Origin of the sequence: Pseudescherichia sp., assembly GCF_031998825.1 — a bacterium.
Taxonomy (GTDB): domain Bacteria; phylum Pseudomonadota; class Gammaproteobacteria; order Enterobacterales; family Enterobacteriaceae; genus Pseudescherichia.
In genome coordinates, this window is sequence record NZ_DAMACX010000066.1 from 1 (window position 1) to 16,044 (window position 16,044).

At 55.7% G+C, this 16,044-nt stretch carries 11 protein-coding genes; 8 read left to right on the forward strand and 3 right to left on the reverse strand.

Features of this window, described 5'->3' with window-relative positions:
* Both RTP97_RS19545 and RTP97_RS19550 read left to right on the forward strand, forming a co-directional pair.
* The coding region (locus tag RTP97_RS19545) for a helix-turn-helix domain-containing protein (RefSeq protein WP_275062216.1) at positions 1–140 on the forward strand (140 nt) is incomplete at its 5' end.
* Positions 141–378: 238 nt separating this feature from the next.
* Positions 379–2,439 carry a bifunctional diguanylate cyclase/phosphodiesterase gene (locus RTP97_RS19550; protein ID WP_312416581.1) on the forward strand — a complete coding sequence of 687 codons (2,061 nt, stop codon included), beginning with the start codon at positions 379–381 and terminating at the stop codon, positions 2,437–2,439.
* 33 nt (positions 2,440–2,472) lie between these two features.
* Here RTP97_RS19550 and RTP97_RS19555 read toward each other — a convergent pair whose 3' ends face one another.
* From RTP97_RS19555 to RTP97_RS19565, 3 genes are all read right to left on the reverse strand, one after another.
* Positions 2,473–5,616, reverse strand: coding sequence for an efflux RND transporter permease subunit (locus RTP97_RS19555; RefSeq protein WP_312416583.1), 3,144 nt, complete (start codon positions 5,614–5,616; stop codon positions 2,473–2,475).
* Between the two features lie 26 nt (positions 5,617–5,642).
* Entirely contained in the window at positions 5,643–6,803 is a 1,161-nt protein-coding gene (locus RTP97_RS19560; RefSeq protein ID WP_312416585.1) for an efflux RND transporter periplasmic adaptor subunit, read from the reverse strand.
* 130 nt (positions 6,804–6,933) lie between these two features.
* Positions 6,934–10,056, reverse strand: coding sequence for an efflux RND transporter permease subunit (locus tag RTP97_RS19565; protein WP_312416586.1), 3,123 nt, complete (start codon positions 10,054–10,056; stop codon positions 6,934–6,936).
* 239 nt (positions 10,057–10,295) lie between these two features.
* Here RTP97_RS19565 and RTP97_RS19570 point away from each other — a divergent pair, with 239 nt between their 5' ends.
* The 6 genes from RTP97_RS19570 to RTP97_RS19595 all read left to right on the forward strand — a co-directional run bounded on the left by RTP97_RS19570 (position 10,296) and on the right by RTP97_RS19595 (position 15,881).
* Positions 10,296–10,940 (forward strand): TetR family transcriptional regulator, encoded by a 645-nt coding sequence (locus RTP97_RS19570; protein ID WP_312416587.1) that lies wholly within the window; start codon positions 10,296–10,298, stop codon positions 10,938–10,940.
* A gap of 161 nt (positions 10,941–11,101) precedes the next feature.
* Complete coding sequence (locus RTP97_RS19575) at positions 11,102–11,323, forward strand: hypothetical protein (protein WP_144817421.1); 222 nt, start codon at positions 11,102–11,104, stop codon at positions 11,321–11,323.
* Between the two features lie 386 nt (positions 11,324–11,709).
* Positions 11,710–12,735 carry an amino acid ABC transporter substrate-binding protein gene (locus tag RTP97_RS19580; RefSeq protein WP_312416588.1) on the forward strand — a complete coding sequence of 342 codons (1,026 nt, stop codon included), beginning with the start codon at positions 11,710–11,712 and terminating at the stop codon, positions 12,733–12,735.
* 85 nt (positions 12,736–12,820) lie between these two features.
* Positions 12,821–14,002, forward strand: coding sequence for an amino acid ABC transporter permease (locus RTP97_RS19585; protein WP_312416591.1), 1,182 nt, complete (start codon positions 12,821–12,823; stop codon positions 14,000–14,002).
* Positions 14,003–14,011: 9 nt separating this feature from the next.
* Entirely contained in the window at positions 14,012–15,115 is a 1,104-nt protein-coding gene (locus RTP97_RS19590) for an amino acid ABC transporter permease (protein WP_312416594.1), read from the forward strand.
* Positions 15,116–15,122: 7 nt separating this feature from the next.
* Positions 15,123–15,881, forward strand: coding sequence for an amino acid ABC transporter ATP-binding protein (locus RTP97_RS19595; protein WP_312416595.1), 759 nt, complete (start codon positions 15,123–15,125; stop codon positions 15,879–15,881).
* The last annotated feature ends 163 nt before the right edge of the window (positions 15,882–16,044 follow it).

Consider the following 16,044-nt stretch of genomic DNA (forward strand, 5'->3'; position numbering starts at 1 on the left):
TGGTACTGGCTGAAGTTGAACAGCCCCTGTTGGACATGGTGATGCAATACACCCGCGGTAACCAGACCCGCGCTGCCCTGATGATGGGTATCAACCGTGGTACCCTGCGTAAGAAACTGAAAAAATACGGCATGAACTGATACTAATCAGTTAAATGTTTGTTTAAAAAGGCGCGAACCGGCATGGGGAAGCGCCTTTTTTGTTACTGGCCTACCTATTTTGTTTAATCGTACAAATTAACGTCTTTTCCCCCCAAAAAACAGGGGCTTAAATCCCTTCCACCGCTCTGCATTGGGTGCTAATGTCACTGCCCTTTATGCCCGCACGCATAAAATTTTAGCGATCAATAACCTTAATAGTGAATGAGTTGGTGGCATCATGCAGGTTAGCCAATACGACCAGATCCTCGTTGTTATCTCTTTTATCGTTGCCATCATGGCAGCCTATACCGCGCTGAATATGGCCGGCCGGGTCTCGACCAATCCCGGTAAAGCTGGCTGGCTCTGGCTGGCGGGCGGCGGTCTGGCGCTGGGTATCGGCATCTGGGCCATGCATTTTATTGGAATGCTGGCGATGGAGCTGACTATGGGCATGAGCTACGATCCGCTACTCACCGGCGTGTCGATGCTGATTGCCGTAGGCTCCTCCCTGTTTGCCCTCTGGCTGGTCAGCTCGCCTCAGCTGCGCCTGCGGCGCCTGCTGCCAGGCTCGCTGGTAATGGGCTGCGGCATTGCCGGTATGCACTACACCGGGATGGCGGCGTTAGAGGTCTCACCGCCAATTGCGTGGGATATGCGCTGGGTTGCGCTCTCGCTGCTCATCGCCCTTGGGGCGTCGCTGGCCGCGCTGTGGCTCACCTTCCGCCTGCGCCACGAGGCGGCGCTGGTGGCGCAAATGCGTGCGGGCGCAGCTATCCTGATGGGCATCGCCATTGCGGGTATGCACTATACCGGCATGATGGCAGCCCAGTTTCCGATGCAGCACACGGTTATGCATCATGGCGTTGACGGTAACTGGCTGGCGCTGCTGGTCAGCGTTGTCGCTCTCTCTATCCTCGGCATTACTCTGCTGGTCTCGATGCTGGACGCCCGTCTGCAGGCGCGCACGTCGCTGCTGGCGTCGTCGCTGGCGGAAGCTAACCGCGAGCTGGCCCAGCTGGCGCTGCACGATCCTCTCACCCGCCTGCCTAACCGCGTGCTGCTGGAGGATCGCCTCGACCAGGCAATCAATAAAGCCCGTCGTGAAGGCTCCTTTTTTGCCCTGATGTTTATGGATCTCGACGGGTTCAAAACCGTCAACGACGCCTACGGCCATGACGTTGGCGATCAGCTGCTGATTGCCGTGACCGAGCGTCTGCTCCAGCCGCTGAAGGGGCAGTATACGCTGGCGCGCATCGGCGGCGACGAGTTTGTCCTGCTGGCGGAGGTTAGCGCCCCGGATGAGGCGGCTACGCTGGCGGATGCCCTGGTACGCACCATCGACCAACCGTTTACCCTCGACCGCTACGATCTGGTGGTGACCTTAAGCGTGGGTATTGCTCTTTACCCTCACGATGGTAAGAACGAACGCGAACTGATGTTTAACGCCGATGCAGCGATGTACCATACCAAGCATATGGGGCGTAACGGTTACCACTTCTTCCAGCCGTCGATGAATACGCTGGCCCAGACCCAGCTTCTGCTGATGAGCGACCTGTGGCTGGCGCTGGAGCGCAACGAGCTGCGCCTCTTCTACCAGCCCAAGTTTCAGGCTCCCGCCGGGCCGGTTGTCGGCTTTGAAGCGCTGCTGCGCTGGCAGCATGGCATACAAGGCCTGCTGACGCCGGATCGGTTCCTGCCGCTGGCAGAAAAAACGGGCCTGATTATTCCCATTGGTAACTGGGTGATTGATGAAGCCTGCCGCCAGCTAAGCGAGTGGCATAAACAGGGGCATACGCACTGGACGGTGGCCGTTAACCTTTCGACCCTGCAGTTTGAGCAAACGGGGCTGGTGGATCACGTGATGGATTGCCTGGCGCGGCATAAGGTTCCGCCCCAGAGTCTGATCCTTGAAGTGACGGAAACCACGGCCATGACCAACCCGGATGAGAGCGTGCGCGTATTGACTGAACTCACCGAAGCCGGGGTTAAAGCCTCAATTGACGATTTTGGTACCGGATACTCCAGCCTGCTCTACCTGAAACGCCTGCCAGCCTGCGAGCTGAAGATTGACCGGGCGTTTGTTAAGGAGCTGAGCCGCGACGGTGACGATGCCACTATCGTCTCCGCTATCGTGGCGCTGGCCAAAACGCTGAACCTTAAAGTTGTGGCGGAAGGCGTAGAGACGCAGGCCCAGCAGGAGTTTCTGACCGAGCTGGGCTGCAATACGCTGCAGGGCTATCTACTGGGTAAACCCATCTCGGCCCAGGAGGCAACACAGCTGGGGACCGGGACAAAGTAAGCGTAACGCCGGGTGGCGCTACGCTTACCCGGCCTACAACTCTTCCGAGACTATTGCGCGAGATACCTTGGCTTTTTTGGTAAAGAACTGCCGTACCACCACAAAGAACACCGGAACGAAGAAGATCGCCAGCAGCGTCGCGGAGAGCATGCCCCCCAGCACCCCGGTTCCCACCGCGTTCTGCGCGCCGCTGCCCGCACCAGAGCTGATTACCAGCGGCATGACCCCAAGGATAAAGGCCAGCGAGGTCATCAGGATCGGGCGCAGCCGCATACGCACCGCTTCAAGCGTCGCCGCCACCAGCGGCTTGCCCTCTTTATCCATCAGATCCTTAGCAAACTCGACGATCAGAATGGCGTTCTTAGCCGAAAGTCCGATGGTGGTTAACAGCCCGACCTGGAAGTAGACGTCGTTATTCATCCCCCGCGTTAAGGCTGCCAGCAGTGCGCCAATAACGCCCAGCGGCACCACCAGCATCACCGAGAACGGGATCGACCAGCTCTCATACAGCGCCGCCAGGCAGAGAAAGACCACGATCAGCGAAATGGCATACAGCGCCGGGGCCTGGTTGCCAGAGAGGCGTTCCTGGTAAGACATTCCGGTCCAGTCATAGCCGATACCGGATGGCAGCCCTGAGGCCAGCTTCTCCATAAGCTGCATCGCATCACCGGTACTTTTGCCCGGCGCGGCCTCGCCTAAAATTTCCATAGAGGGCAGACCGTTATAGCGCTCCAGACGCGGTGAGCCATAGACCCAGTGCGAGGTGGTGAAGGCCGAGAACGGCGTCATCTCTCCGTTGCTGCTGCGAACGTAGAGATTATTCACATCCGTAGGCAGCATGCGATATTGCGCGTCTGCCTGCACGTAGACCTTTTTCACCCGCCCATGATCGATAAAGTCGTTCACGTAGGTTCCGCCTAAGGCCGTGGAGATGGTCTGGTTAATATCCGAGAGATCGATCCCCAGCGCCTGTGCCTTTTCGATATCCACCTCCAGCTTAAACTGCGGGGTATCCTCAAGGCCGTTTGGCCGCACGCGCACCACCTGGTCCGAATGCTTTTGTACCTCAGCCAGCAGCGTATTGCGCGCGCTGGTCAGGGCCTCATGCCCGAGGTTGGCCTGGTCGATCAGCTCAAAATCGAAGCCCGTCGCGGTGCCCAGCTCGATAATCGCCGGCAGGTTAAACGGAAAGACCAGGCCGTCGCGAATTTTACTGAAGGCTTTGGTGGCGCGCTCCACGATACCGCCGACGCCGTTCTCTTTACCCGGGCGCGCTTCCCAGGGTTTAAGGCTGATAAAGGCCATCCCGGAGTTCTGCCCCTGGCCGCTGAAGCTGTAGCCGTTGACGGTCAGGACAGAGTCAACGTTGTCCTTCTCACTGTTAAGGTAGTAGTCGGTGACCTTATCGAGCACCTTCTGCGTCCGCGCCTGGGTCGCCCCGGCAGGCAACTGCACCATAGTCATAAAGACGCCCTGATCTTCATCAGGCAGAAACGAGGTGGGCAGGCGTAAAAACAGCACCGCCATTCCGGCGACAATCACCCCGTAGACCAGCAGATAACGCCCGGTGCGGTTGATGATGCCAGCAACGCTTTCCGTGTAGTGGTGCGTACTACGTTCAAACAGGCGGTTAAACCAGCCAAAGAAACCCTTTTTCTCCCCGTGCGTATCAGGGTCGAACGGCTTTAACAGCGTTGCGCAGAGGGCCGGCGTAAGAATAAGCGCCACCAGCACCGAGAGCGCCATCGCCGAGACGATGGTAATGGAGAACTGGCGATAGATCTCACCGGTAGAGCCGCCAAAGAAGGCCATCGGAATAAATACCGCCGAGAGCACCATCGCGATCCCTACCAGGGCCCCCTGGATCTGCGACATCGACTTCTCCGTCGCCTCTTTCGGTGGCAGATGGTCCTCTGCCATCACACGCTCGACGTTCTCAACCACCACGATAGCATCATCCACCAGCAGGCCTATCGCCAGCACCATACCGAACATGGTTAGCGTGTTGATGGAGTAACCAAACGCCGAGAGGATCGCAAAGGTCCCCAGCAACACGACCGGCACGGCAATGGTTGGGATCAGCGTCGCCCGGATATTCTGCAGGAACAAGTACATTACCAGGAAAACCAGAATAATGGCCTCAAACAGCGTCTTAACAACCTCATGAATAGAGATCTTCACAAAGGGCGTCGTGTCATAGGGGTAGACCACTTTCATACCCTGGGGAAAGAACGGCTCCAGCTCGTTGAGTTTGGCTTTGATGGCGCTGGCGGTATCCAGCGCATTCGCGCCGGTAGCCAGCTTGATACCGATCGCCGCAGCATCCTGGCCGTTGATTTTGGTTACCGTGTTATAGTTTTCTCCACCCAGCTCAATGCGGGCAACGTCTTTTAGCCGCACCTGTGAGCCGTCGGCGTTAACCTTAAGCGTGATATTGCCAAACTCCACCGGATCCTTCAGCCGGGTCTGAGCAATGATTGAAGCATTGAGTTGCTGATTGGGCATCGACGGCGTACCGCCAAGCTGGCCCGCAGCGATCTGGTCGTTTTGTACCTTGATCTGATTAACCACATCGACCGTCGTCAGGTTGTATTTGTTAAGCAGATCGGCGTTTAGCCAGATACGCATCGCATACTGGGCACCGAAAAGCTGCACGTCGCCGACGCCGTTGGTACGGCTAATGGCATCTTTAATGTTAGAGGCGACGTAGTCGGAGATATCATCCTGGTTCAGGCTCTTGTTCTCAGAGGTGAAGCCCACCACCATCAAAAAGCTGCTGCTGGACTTTTCAACACCGATCCCCTGCTGCTGAACCTCCTGCGGCAGCAGCGGCATGGCAAGCTGTAGCTTATTCTGCACCTGGACCTGGGCAATGTCTGGATCCGTTCCAGATTTGAAGGTAAGCGTAACCGTTACGCTTCCCGCCGAGTCACTGGTAGAGGACATGTACATCAGGTTATCGATACCGTTCATATTCTGCTCAATAACCTGCGTGACGGTATCTTGCACCGTCTGGGCATCGGCCCCCGGGTAGGTAGCGCTGATCGCGACCGCTGGTGGCGCAATGGTCGGGTATTGCGCGACGGGCAGCTGTAAGATTGCCAGCGCCCCGGCAATCATCAAAATAATTGCCAGCACCCAGGCAAAAATCGGACGATCGATAAAAAACTTAGCCATCTTTTGCTCTCATTGGGTTTATACAGTTAACGCGCGGCGGTGGTTTGGCCTGCAACGTTCGGGGCGACGGTCACCGTTGCCCCAGGACGAACCCGCTGCAATCCACTGACGATGACGTTTTCACCCTCTTTCAAGCCGTCCGTAATAAGCCATTTATCGCCTATGGCCTGCGACGCAACGACATTGCGTGATTCAACCTGGTTTTTATCGTTTACCAGCAGCACGGTGGCATCGCCACGGGCATTGCGGGTAACGCCCTGCTGCGGCACAAGAATGGCGGCAGGCTGCACGCCTTCGTCGATGCGCGCCCGGACAAACATACCCGGCAGCAGGCTGTGATCCGGGTTAGGGAAGACGGCTCGGAGGGTGATGGAGCCGGTGCTCTCATCCACGGTGACGTCTGAGAACTCCAACGTGCCCTTCAGCGGATAGCGCTGGCCGTTCTCGGTTAACAGCTCAACGTCCGTTTTACCGCTGTTTTTTTGCAGATTGCCCTGCTCCACGGCCCGCTTCAGGCGCATAAAGTCATTACTCGACTGGGTAACGTCCACATAGACGGGATCAAGCTGCTGCACGGTCGCCATCGCGGTGCTCTGGCCGTTAGTCACCAGCGCCCCTTCGGTCACTGCGGATTTACCAATCCGGCCATTAATCGGCGAACGCACCTGGGTATAGGCAAGGTTTATTCTTGCCGTTTCAACGGCGGCCTTCGCGGCCTGCACCGCAGCATCCGCCTGCTGGGCATCGGCAATAGCCGTGTCATACTCTTGCTGGCTGATGTACTGTGTGCCGACAAGCGGTTGGTAGCGCTTAACGGTGAGGTGGGCAATCTTAGCCGCAGCCTGCGCCTTCGCCAGATCGCCCTGGGCGCTGGCATAGTCCGCCTGATAGGTTGCAGGATCGATCTGATAGAGCGACTGGCCCGCAGTAATATCCGCCCCCTCGACAAAATTACGCCGTAAAATAATGCCGCTTACCTGAGGCCGCACCTCGGCAATACGAAACGCTTCGGTTCTGCCGGGGAGTTCAGTGGTCACTGCCAGCGGTGCGGCTTTTACCTGATAAACGCTGACTTCCGGCGCGGCTGCTTTTTTTACGCCATCACCGTTATCATTACAGCCACTGAGTAAACCCGCCGAAATTAAAATTAATGACGACAGACGGAAACATTCACCAAATTTATTCATTGCAGTTCCTCAAAAACACAACGCACGGCGTTAACCGCAAAAATCCACGATAAAAAATAATTCACATCAATAAATGAAATTATTTAATTAGCCCGATGAATAATTAATGGCTCACCGGAAAGAGAAATTGTTATTGCCGATGCGCTATACCCTCGGCCGATTTCGTTAAGCGCCGACAGACTACGACATAAAATACCGGGACAAAGAATATCGCCAGCAGCGTCGCCGCAATCATTCCCCCCATTACGCCCGTGCCGACCGCATTTTGCGCGCCGCTGCCTGCGCCGGTGCTTAATACCAGCGGCATTACGCCTAAAATAAAGGCCAGGGAGGTCATCAGGATGGGACGCAGGCGCATTCTGACCGCTTCAAGGGTGGCGTCGATAAGGCTTTTGTGCTCTTTATCCATCAGGTCTTTGGCAAATTCGACAATCAGAATGGCATTCTTTGCCGATAGCCCAATGGTGGTGAGCAGGCCCACCTGGAAATAGACATCGTTGCTCAAGCCCCGCAGGCTGGCTGCCAGCAGTGCCCCTACGACGCCCAGCGGCACCACCAGCATGACCGAGAAAGGAATCGACCAGCTCTCATACAGGGCAGCGAGGCAGAGGAAAACCACCACCAGCGAAATAGCGTACAGCGCCGGAGCCTGGTTGCCGGAGAGGCGCTCCTGATAAGACATCCCGGTCCAGTCAAAACCGACGCCAGCGGGAAGCTGTGACGCCAGCGTCTCCATAAGCTTCATCGCTTCGCCGCTGCTTTTGCCCGGCGCGGCCTCGCCAAGAATTTCCATAGATGGCAGGCCGTTATAGCGCTCCAGACGGGGCGATCCCTGGATCCAGCGGGCGCTGGCGAAGCTGGAGAACGGCACCATACCGCCAGTCTGGTTGCGGACATACCAGGTGTTAATGTCATCCGGCATCATGCGGTAAGGCGCATCGGCCTGGGCATAGACCTTTTTCACCCGGCCATTATCAATAAAGTCGTTAACGTAGGTACTGCCCAGCGCGGTAGCAATCGTGCTGTTGATATCGCTCAACGAGACGCCCAGCGCCTGAGCTTTCTCCTGATCAACATTGAGCTTGAACTGGGGCATATCCTCCAGGCCGTTGGGCCGCGTCCTGACCAGCATGTCCGGATGCTGCGCCGCCTGCATAAGCAGCTGATTACGCGCGGCGGTCAGCGCCGTATGGCCCAGCCCCGCCTGATCGATCAGCTCAAAGTCAAACCCTGTAGCAGTACCCAGCTCGGTAATGGCCGGCAGGTTGAAGGCGAAAACCATCCCATCTTTGATGTGGCTAAAGGCTTTGGTAGCCCGACCGACAATGGCGCCAACACGATCCTCTTTGGCCTCACGCTGCGCCCACGGCATCAGGCGGACAAAGGCCAGGCCGTTGTTCTGTCCTTTCCCGTTCAGGCCAAAACCGGTAACGGTAAAGACGGAGTCGACATTGGTCTTCTCTTTCGTCAGATAGTAATCCGTGACCTCCCGCATGATCTGTTCCGTTCGCGCCTGCGTCGCCCCGGCGGGCAGCGTAACCATCGTCAGAAATACGCCCTGATCCTCTTCGGGTAAAAACGAGGTCGGCAGCCGTAGGAAGAGCACGGCCATTCCGATAACGATAACGACATAGACAATGATGTACCGCCCCGTACAGTGGAGCAGCTTCTGCACGCTGCCGGTATAGTGCCGGGTACTCTGCTCAAACAGGTGATTGAAACGGCTAAAGAGGCGGTGGGTTTTATCGTGCTGTACCGGCTTAAGCAGCGTTGCGCACAGGGCGGGCGTTAGGATCAGGGCCACCAGCACCGAAAGCGCCATCGCCGAGACGATAGTGATTGAGAACTGCCGGTAGATGACCCCCGTTGAGCCGCCAAAGAAGGCCATGGGAATAAAGACGGCAGAGAGCACCATCGCGATCCCCACCAGCGCGCCCTGGATCTGGCTCATCGACTTCTGCGTAGCCTCTTTTGGCGGCAGCCCTTCGTCAGTCATAACGCGCTCGACGTTTTCGACCACCACGATGGCGTCATCCACCAGCAGGCCGATGGCCAGCACCATGCCAAACATGGTTAGCGTATTGATGGAGTAGCCAAACGCCGCCAGCACGGCAAAGGTTCCCAGCAGCACCACCGGTACGGCAATGGTAGGAATGAGCGTAGCACGCAGATTTTGCAGAAAGAGATACATCACCAGGAAGACCAGCACGATCGCTTCAAACAGCGTTTTGAACACTTCCCGGATAGAGATATTGATAAACGGCGTCGTATCGTAGCTGTAGACCAGCTTCAGGCCGTGCGGAAAATAGGATTGCAGATGCGCCATCTGCTGCTTTACCGCATCGGCGGTAGAGAGCGCATTGGCCCCCGTCGCCAGCTTAATACCCAGCCCCGCCGAAGGTTTCCCATTATAACGCGCCACCACGTTGTAGTTCTCACCGCCGCGCTCGATGCGGGCGACATCGCGCAGCAGCACGCGCGATCCATCCGCCTGCACCTTAAGGGTAATGTTGCCAAACTCCTGCGGCGTACGCAGACGGGTCTGGGCGATGATCGAGGCATTGAGCTGCTGCGTTGCGGGCGAGGGTGTGCCCCCCAGCTGGCCGGCGGCAATCTGGCTGTTCTGCGCTTTGATTTCGTTGACGACGTCGAGGGTTGTCAGCTGATACTGGTTAAGCTTGCTGGGATCGAGCCAAATGCGCATCGCATACTGCGCACCAAACAGCTGAACGTCGCCGACCCCCTCCGTGCGGCTCACGGGATCTTTGATATTGGAGGAGATGTAATCGGCAATGTCATCCTGCGACATGCTGCCATCATCTGAGATAAAGCCCATTACCAGCAGGAAACTGCTGCTCGATTTTTTAACGTTGATACCCTGCTGCTGTACCTCCTGCGGCAGCAGCGGCATGGCGAGCTGCAGCTTGTTCTGTACCTGAACCTGGGCGATATCGGGATCGGTCCCGGAATTAAACGTTAAGGTTACCGTCACGCCACCCGAGGAGTCGCTGGTGGAGGACATATACATCAGGTTATCGAGGCCGTTCATGTTCTGTTCAATAACCTGGGTCACGGTGTCTTGTACGGTCTGTGCGTCCGCGCCGGGATAGGTAGCGTTAATGGCAATGGCGGGCGGTGCAATCGTGGGATACTGCGCAACAGGCAGCTTTATGACGGCCAACGCACCTGCCAGCATTAAAATAATCGCCAATACCCAGGCGAAAATCGGACGATCGATAAAGAACCTTGCCATATAAACCTATTACCTTTTCTTTTTCATTACCGGGATTTATTACCAGATGGCGTCAGCATTAATTACTCAAATAAATACTTCATTTAATAACATTCATAGAGTGAATGTTTATTAAGTCAGAGCGAAAATAGTGGCGCTATGTTGAATGAACAACGGAAAAATGCAAGGATAGATAGTGAGATCCCCGGTATATTTTATTCAGTAAATGTAAATCCCTCCCTGGTATGGCGGTGACGGTTATGGCAAAAAAGACGAAAGAAGAGGCAGCTAAAACACGGCAGCGATTAATAGATACCGCTATTTTAACATTCTCGCAGCAGGGTTTTTCCAATACCACGCTGGATGATATCGCCTGCGCGGCACAGATGACGCGTGGGGCTATTTACTGGCATTTTACAAATAAAACAGAATTATTTAACGCTATCTGGCAGGAGCAGCGACCGCTGAGAGAGAGAATAGACCGTAAAGCCCGGTTGCATTTCAGTAACGATCCGCAGGGGCTATTTCGCTATAGCCTGACAGAGGCCCTCCGTTTAATTGCTAAAAACCCTTTCGAACAAGCCCTCGTAGAAATTCTTTACCATAAGTGCGAATTTACACAAAATATGACGCCGGAAGCGGAAATACGCGAGCGGCTCTTTTTTAATCCGGCAAACGTTACCGAACTGTTAGAGAAGTGCCAGCAGCAGGATCCCTGCTTTTTAAGCGGCAGCATAGAGACGGCGTTGATTATTATTCAGGGATATCTGAGCGGAATTGTTAAAAACTGGCTGATGTTGGATAAGTGCTTTGATCTTGCCGCGCTGGCACCGCAGCTGGTTGAGGGACTGCTGGTGATGCTGCGCATGACGCCAGAAGAGAATCACACCAGGCTGAGCGCATAAAGTGTGCGCCTGCACTCCATCTTTTCTCCTTAATCAGCTGGCATGAGCCATTTCTCTCCATGTTTTTTACATTGGACATGCTTTGTAAGAATAGAGGCATAAGTTCCAGCCGTGACCAGTGGTACAATACCGCCATTCACATAAATGAGGTGAATGTGACCATGAAAAAATTTATTGCCGTTGCACTGTTATCTACCGTTCTCGCAGGCTGTGCCCATGACTCCCCTTGCGTACCGACCTATGACGATCAGGGCCGACTGGTGCATACCAATACCTGTATGAAAGGAACGACTCAGGATAACTGGGAAACCGCAGGGGCTGTTGCCGGCGGTGCCGCCGCGATTGCAGGCCTGACGCTGGGTATTGTGGCCTTAACCAAATAATCTGACTCAAGGCGTGGTTTCCTCCACGCCTTCTTTTTTGCTCCGCCCCGGTGCACGCCTGATGCTCTGTTAAATTTGCGACGCTTTCTGGTTCAAAAATCACGCCGTTCTAGCCTGCTTTCTCCATCCTGCTGTTTTTAATCCTTCCGTAGCGAAACTATTTTGCTCCGTTTTGTGGCGCAGGTTCGAGTTTCGCACCATTACGGAGCGCTGAATGCTTTTTTTCCTGTCTACACTCTGCATATTGCGGCGAGAACTCCCCTTTTCCGCCTTCCGCAAACCTGGCACTACCTTTGCTTTAAAAAGTATGGCCAACGCCACAGACAGGTTCCAGGCGTCTCCCGAACGCCTTTTTATAACAATAATTTCGCCACACAGGATGCATTATGAAAAAGATGACGATCGCCAGCCTGGCTGCCGCCGGTGCGCTGTTTGCTGTTGTAAACCAGGCGCATGCTGGCGCAACGCTGGATGCCGTAAAGAGTAAAGGTTTTGTACAGTGCGGTATCAGCGACGGGCTGCCGGGTTTCTCCTATGCGGATGCCAACGGCAAGTTCACTGGTATTGACGTTGACGTTTGCCGTGGCGTCGCCGCTGCCGTTTTTGGCGATGACACCAAAGTGAAGTACACCCCGCTGACGGCCAAAGAGCGTTTCACCGCCCTGCAGTCCGGCGAAGTCGACGTGCTATCGCGTAATACCACCTGGACCTCATCCCGCGATGCAGGCATGGGTATGGCGTTTACCGGCGTTACCTACTATGACGGCATCGGCTTCCTGACCCACAATAAAGCGGGTCTGAAGAGTGCTAAAGAGTTAGACGGAGCCACCGTCTGCATCCAGGCCGGTACCGATACCGAGCTGAACGTGGCGGACTACTTTAAATCTAACAACATGAAATATACCCCGGTGACCTTCGACCGCTCCGACGAGTCTGCCAAAGCGCTGGAATCCGGTCGCTGCGACACCCTGGCCTCTGACCAGTCACAGCTCTATGCCCTGCGCATCAAGCTGAGCACGCCTGGCGAGTGGATCGTCTTACCAGAAGTGATCTCCAAAGAGCCGCTGGGGCCGGTGGTTCGCCGCGGTGACGAAGAGTGGTTCTCTATTGTTCGCTGGACTCTGTTCGCCATGCTGAACGCAGAGGAGATGGGCATCACCTCTAAAAACGTTGATGAGAAAGCGGCTAGCCCGGCGACGCCTGATATGGCGCACCTGTTAGGCAAAGAGGGTGACTACGGCAAGGATCTGAAGCTCGATAACAAGTGGGCTTACAACGTGATCAAAAAAGTCGGTAACTACGCTGAGATCTTCGAGCGCAACGTGGGATCGGAAAGCCCGCTGAAGATCAAACGTGGCCAGAACAACCTCTGGAACAACGGCGGTATCCAGTACGCGCCGCCGGTGCGCTAAGCTGCCGGTACGCTAAGGTAGAGTGCTGTAACGGGCACTGCTCAGGCAGTGCCCAGCCCAGAGTCAAGGTTACCGAGGTTTTCCTATGTCCCAACGCCGCCCAACCGTTAAAGGATCGTTCTCCCTTTCTAACCCCGCGGTTCGAGCCTGGCTGTTTCAGATTGTCGCTATCGTGGCCGTCGTCAGCGTCGCGATCTATTTGATACACAACACCGTTACTAACCTGAGCAACCGGGGTATTACCTCCGGCTTTGCCTTTCTCGATCGCGGGGCCGGATTTGGTATCGTTCAGCATCTGATCGATTATGAGCAGGGTGATACCTATGGCCGCGTGTTCCTGGTCGGCTTGCTCAATACGCTGCTGGTCTCCGCGCTATGTATTGTTTTTGCCTCGTTTCTCGGGTTCTTCCTCGGTCTTGCGCGCCTGTCTGAAAACTGGCTGCTGCGCAAGCTGTCGACTATCTTTATCGAAACATTTCGTAACATCCCGCCGCTGCTGCAGATCTTCTTCTGGTATTTTGCCGTGCTGCGCAACCTGCCGGGGCCGCGTCAGGCGGTGAGCGCGTTCGACCTGGCGTTTCTCAGCAACCGTGGGCTCTATATCCCTGCCCCCGCGTTTGGCGAAGGCATCATCGGTTTCATTGTAGCGGTGCTTATTGCGCTAGCCGTTACAGTAGGGCTGTACCGCTTCAACAAGGCGCACCAGATGAAAACCGGCCAGCTGCGGCGGACCTGGCCGACCGCGCTTGGGTTAATTATCCTGCTGCCGCTGCTCTCCCAGTGGCTGTTCGGCGCGGCGCTGCACTGGGATGTGCCGGAGCTGCGCGGCTTCAACTTCCGGGGCGGTATGGCGCTGATCCCGGAGCTGGCGGCGCTAAACCTGGCCCTGTCGGTCTATACCTCTGCGTTTATTGCCGAGATCATCCGCTCAGGTATCCAGTCGGTGCCCTTTGGGCAACACGAGGCTGCGCGCTCCCTGGGTTTGCCTAACCCGGTAACGCTACGCCAGGTCATCATTCCGCAGGCGATGCGCGTAATTATTCCACCGCTGACCAGCCAGTATCTCAATATTGTGAAGAACTCGTCGCTGGCGGCCGCGATCGGCTATCCGGATATGGTGTCGCTGTTTGCCGGTACGGTGCTGAACCAGACCGGACAGGCGATCGAGACGATTGCCATCACGATGTCTGTCTATCTGATCATTAGCCTGACGATCTCTCTGCTAATGAACATCTATAACCGCCGTATCGCCCTGGTCGAGCGCTAAGGATCCATGATGACAAAAGCACTCCTGTCTCACCCCACGCGCCCGGCCAGCTCCGGCGCTGGACGCTATCTCCAGTGGGCGCGTAAAAATCTGTTCTCAAGCTGGTCTAATAGCCTGTTGACGCTGGTTGCGCTGTGGCTGATGTGGGAGCTTATTCCTCCCCTGCTGAACTGGGCGCTATTTCAGGCGAACTGGTTTGGCTCAACCCGTGCAGACTGCACCAAAGAGGGCGCCTGCTGGGTCTTTATTCATGAGCGTTTCGGCCAGTTTATGTATGGTCTCTACCCTCATGACGAGCGCTGGCGTATCAATACCGCGCTGGTGATTGGCCTGCTCTCGATCGTACCGATGTTCTGGAATGGGCTGCCTAAACGGGGACGCTACATTGCCTGCTGGGCCGTGATCTATCCGCTGGTCGTATGGAGCCTGATGTACGGAGGCTTTCTCGGGCTGGAGCGTGTAGAGACGCGCCAGTGGGGCGGCCTGACGCTGACCCTGATTATCGCCTCCGTCGGGATTGCCGGCGCGCTGCCGCTGGGGATCCTCCTGGCGCTTGGCCGACGCTCCACCATGCCGGTGGTGCGCATTCTGTCGGTAATTTTTATTGAGTTCTGGCGAGGCGTGCCGCTGATCACCGTGCTGTTTATGTCCTCGGTGATGCTGCCGCTGTTTATGTCGGAAGGGACCAGCATCGATAAGCTGGTGCGGGCGCTGGTCGGGGTGATCCTGTTCCAGTCAGCCTACGTGGCTGAAGTAGTTCGCGGCGGGCTGCAGGCGCTGCCCAAAGGGCAGTATGAAGCCGCTGAATCGCTGGCGCTGGGCTACTGGAAAACCCAGGGGTTGGTGATCCTACCTCAGGCGCTGAAGATGGTGATCCCTGGACTGGTGAACACCATTATTGCCCTCTTTAAAGATACGAGCCTGGTGATCATCATCGGCCTGTTCGATCTCTTTAGTAGCGTGCAGCAGGCAACGGTCGATCCCGAATGGTTGGGAATGTCGACGGAGGGTTACGTTTTTGCTGCGCTGGTCTACTGGATTTTCTGTTTTAGCATGTCGCGCTATAGCCAGCATCTGGAGAAGCGCTTTAACACCGGGCGTACACCGCACTGAGGACACCATGAGTAATATGACTATGCAATCTGCCGACGCGATGATTACGCTCGAGAATGTGAATAAGTGGTACGGACAGTTCCATGTGCTGAAAGATATCAACCTGAATGTAAAACAGGGAGAGCGCATTGTACTTTGTGGCCCCTCCGGGTCAGGTAAATCGACAACGATCCGCTGTATTAACCATCTGGAAGAGCATCAGCAAGGCCGTATTGTTGTTGATGGCATCGAGCTGAATGAAGATATCCGCAATATTGAGAAGGTGCGTCAGGAGGTGGGGATGGTGTTTCAGCACTTCAACCTGTTTCCGCATCTGACGGTTTTACAGAACTGCACTCTGGCCCCTATCTGGGTGCGTAAGATGCCAAAGAAAGAGGCCGAGGCGCTGGCGATGCACTATCTTGAGCGCGTTCGTATTGCCGAGCATGCGCATAAGTTTCCCGGCCAGATCTCTGGCGGTCAGCAGCAGCGCGTGGCCATTGCCCGATCGCTCTGTATGAAACCTAAAATTATGCTGTTTGATGAGCCTACCTCTGCGCTGGATCCGGAGATGGTGAAGGAGGTGCTTGATACCATGATTGGTCTGGCAGAGTCAGGGATGACAATGCTGTGTGTGACGCACGAGATGGGCTTTGCCCGTACCGTTGCCGACCGCGTGATCTTTATGGATCGCGGGGAGATTGTTGAGCAGGCTCCGCCGGAAGAGTTCTTTGCTTATCCAAAATCAGAACGTACCCGGGCATTTCTCTCTCAGGTTATTCATTAGGATCGTATTGCCGGGCATTTGTGATGCCTGGCAGTTACGGCGGGCCGTTGCTGCGACAAACAACACGTAAAACAAAAGGCCCAGTCTTTCGACTGGGCCTTTTGTTTTATTTGATGCCTGGCAGTTCCCTACTCTCGCATGGGGAGACCCCACACTACCATCG

Bases quoted from the DNA above. Each gene is read 5' to 3' on its own strand.
- RTP97_RS19550 (WP_312416581.1), top strand. From the start codon at position 379: ATGCAGGTTAGCCAATACGACCAGATCCTCGTTGTTATCTCTTTTATC.
- RTP97_RS19555 (WP_312416583.1), bottom strand. From the start codon at position 5,616: ATGGCTAAGTTTTTTATCGATCGTCCGATTTTTGCCTGGGTGCTGGCA.
- RTP97_RS19560 (WP_312416585.1), bottom strand. From the start codon at position 6,803: ATGAATAAATTTGGTGAATGTTTCCGTCTGTCGTCATTAATTTTAATT.
- RTP97_RS19565 (WP_312416586.1), bottom strand. From the start codon at position 10,056: ATGGCAAGGTTCTTTATCGATCGTCCGATTTTCGCCTGGGTATTGGCG.
- RTP97_RS19570 (WP_312416587.1), top strand. From the start codon at position 10,296: ATGGCAAAAAAGACGAAAGAAGAGGCAGCTAAAACACGGCAGCGATTA.
- RTP97_RS19575 (WP_144817421.1), top strand. From the start codon at position 11,102: ATGAAAAAATTTATTGCCGTTGCACTGTTATCTACCGTTCTCGCAGGC.
- RTP97_RS19580 (WP_312416588.1), top strand. From the start codon at position 11,710: ATGAAAAAGATGACGATCGCCAGCCTGGCTGCCGCCGGTGCGCTGTTT.
- RTP97_RS19585 (WP_312416591.1), top strand. From the start codon at position 12,821: ATGTCCCAACGCCGCCCAACCGTTAAAGGATCGTTCTCCCTTTCTAAC.
- RTP97_RS19590 (WP_312416594.1), top strand. From the start codon at position 14,012: ATGACAAAAGCACTCCTGTCTCACCCCACGCGCCCGGCCAGCTCCGGC.
- RTP97_RS19595 (WP_312416595.1), top strand. From the start codon at position 15,123: ATGAGTAATATGACTATGCAATCTGCCGACGCGATGATTACGCTCGAG.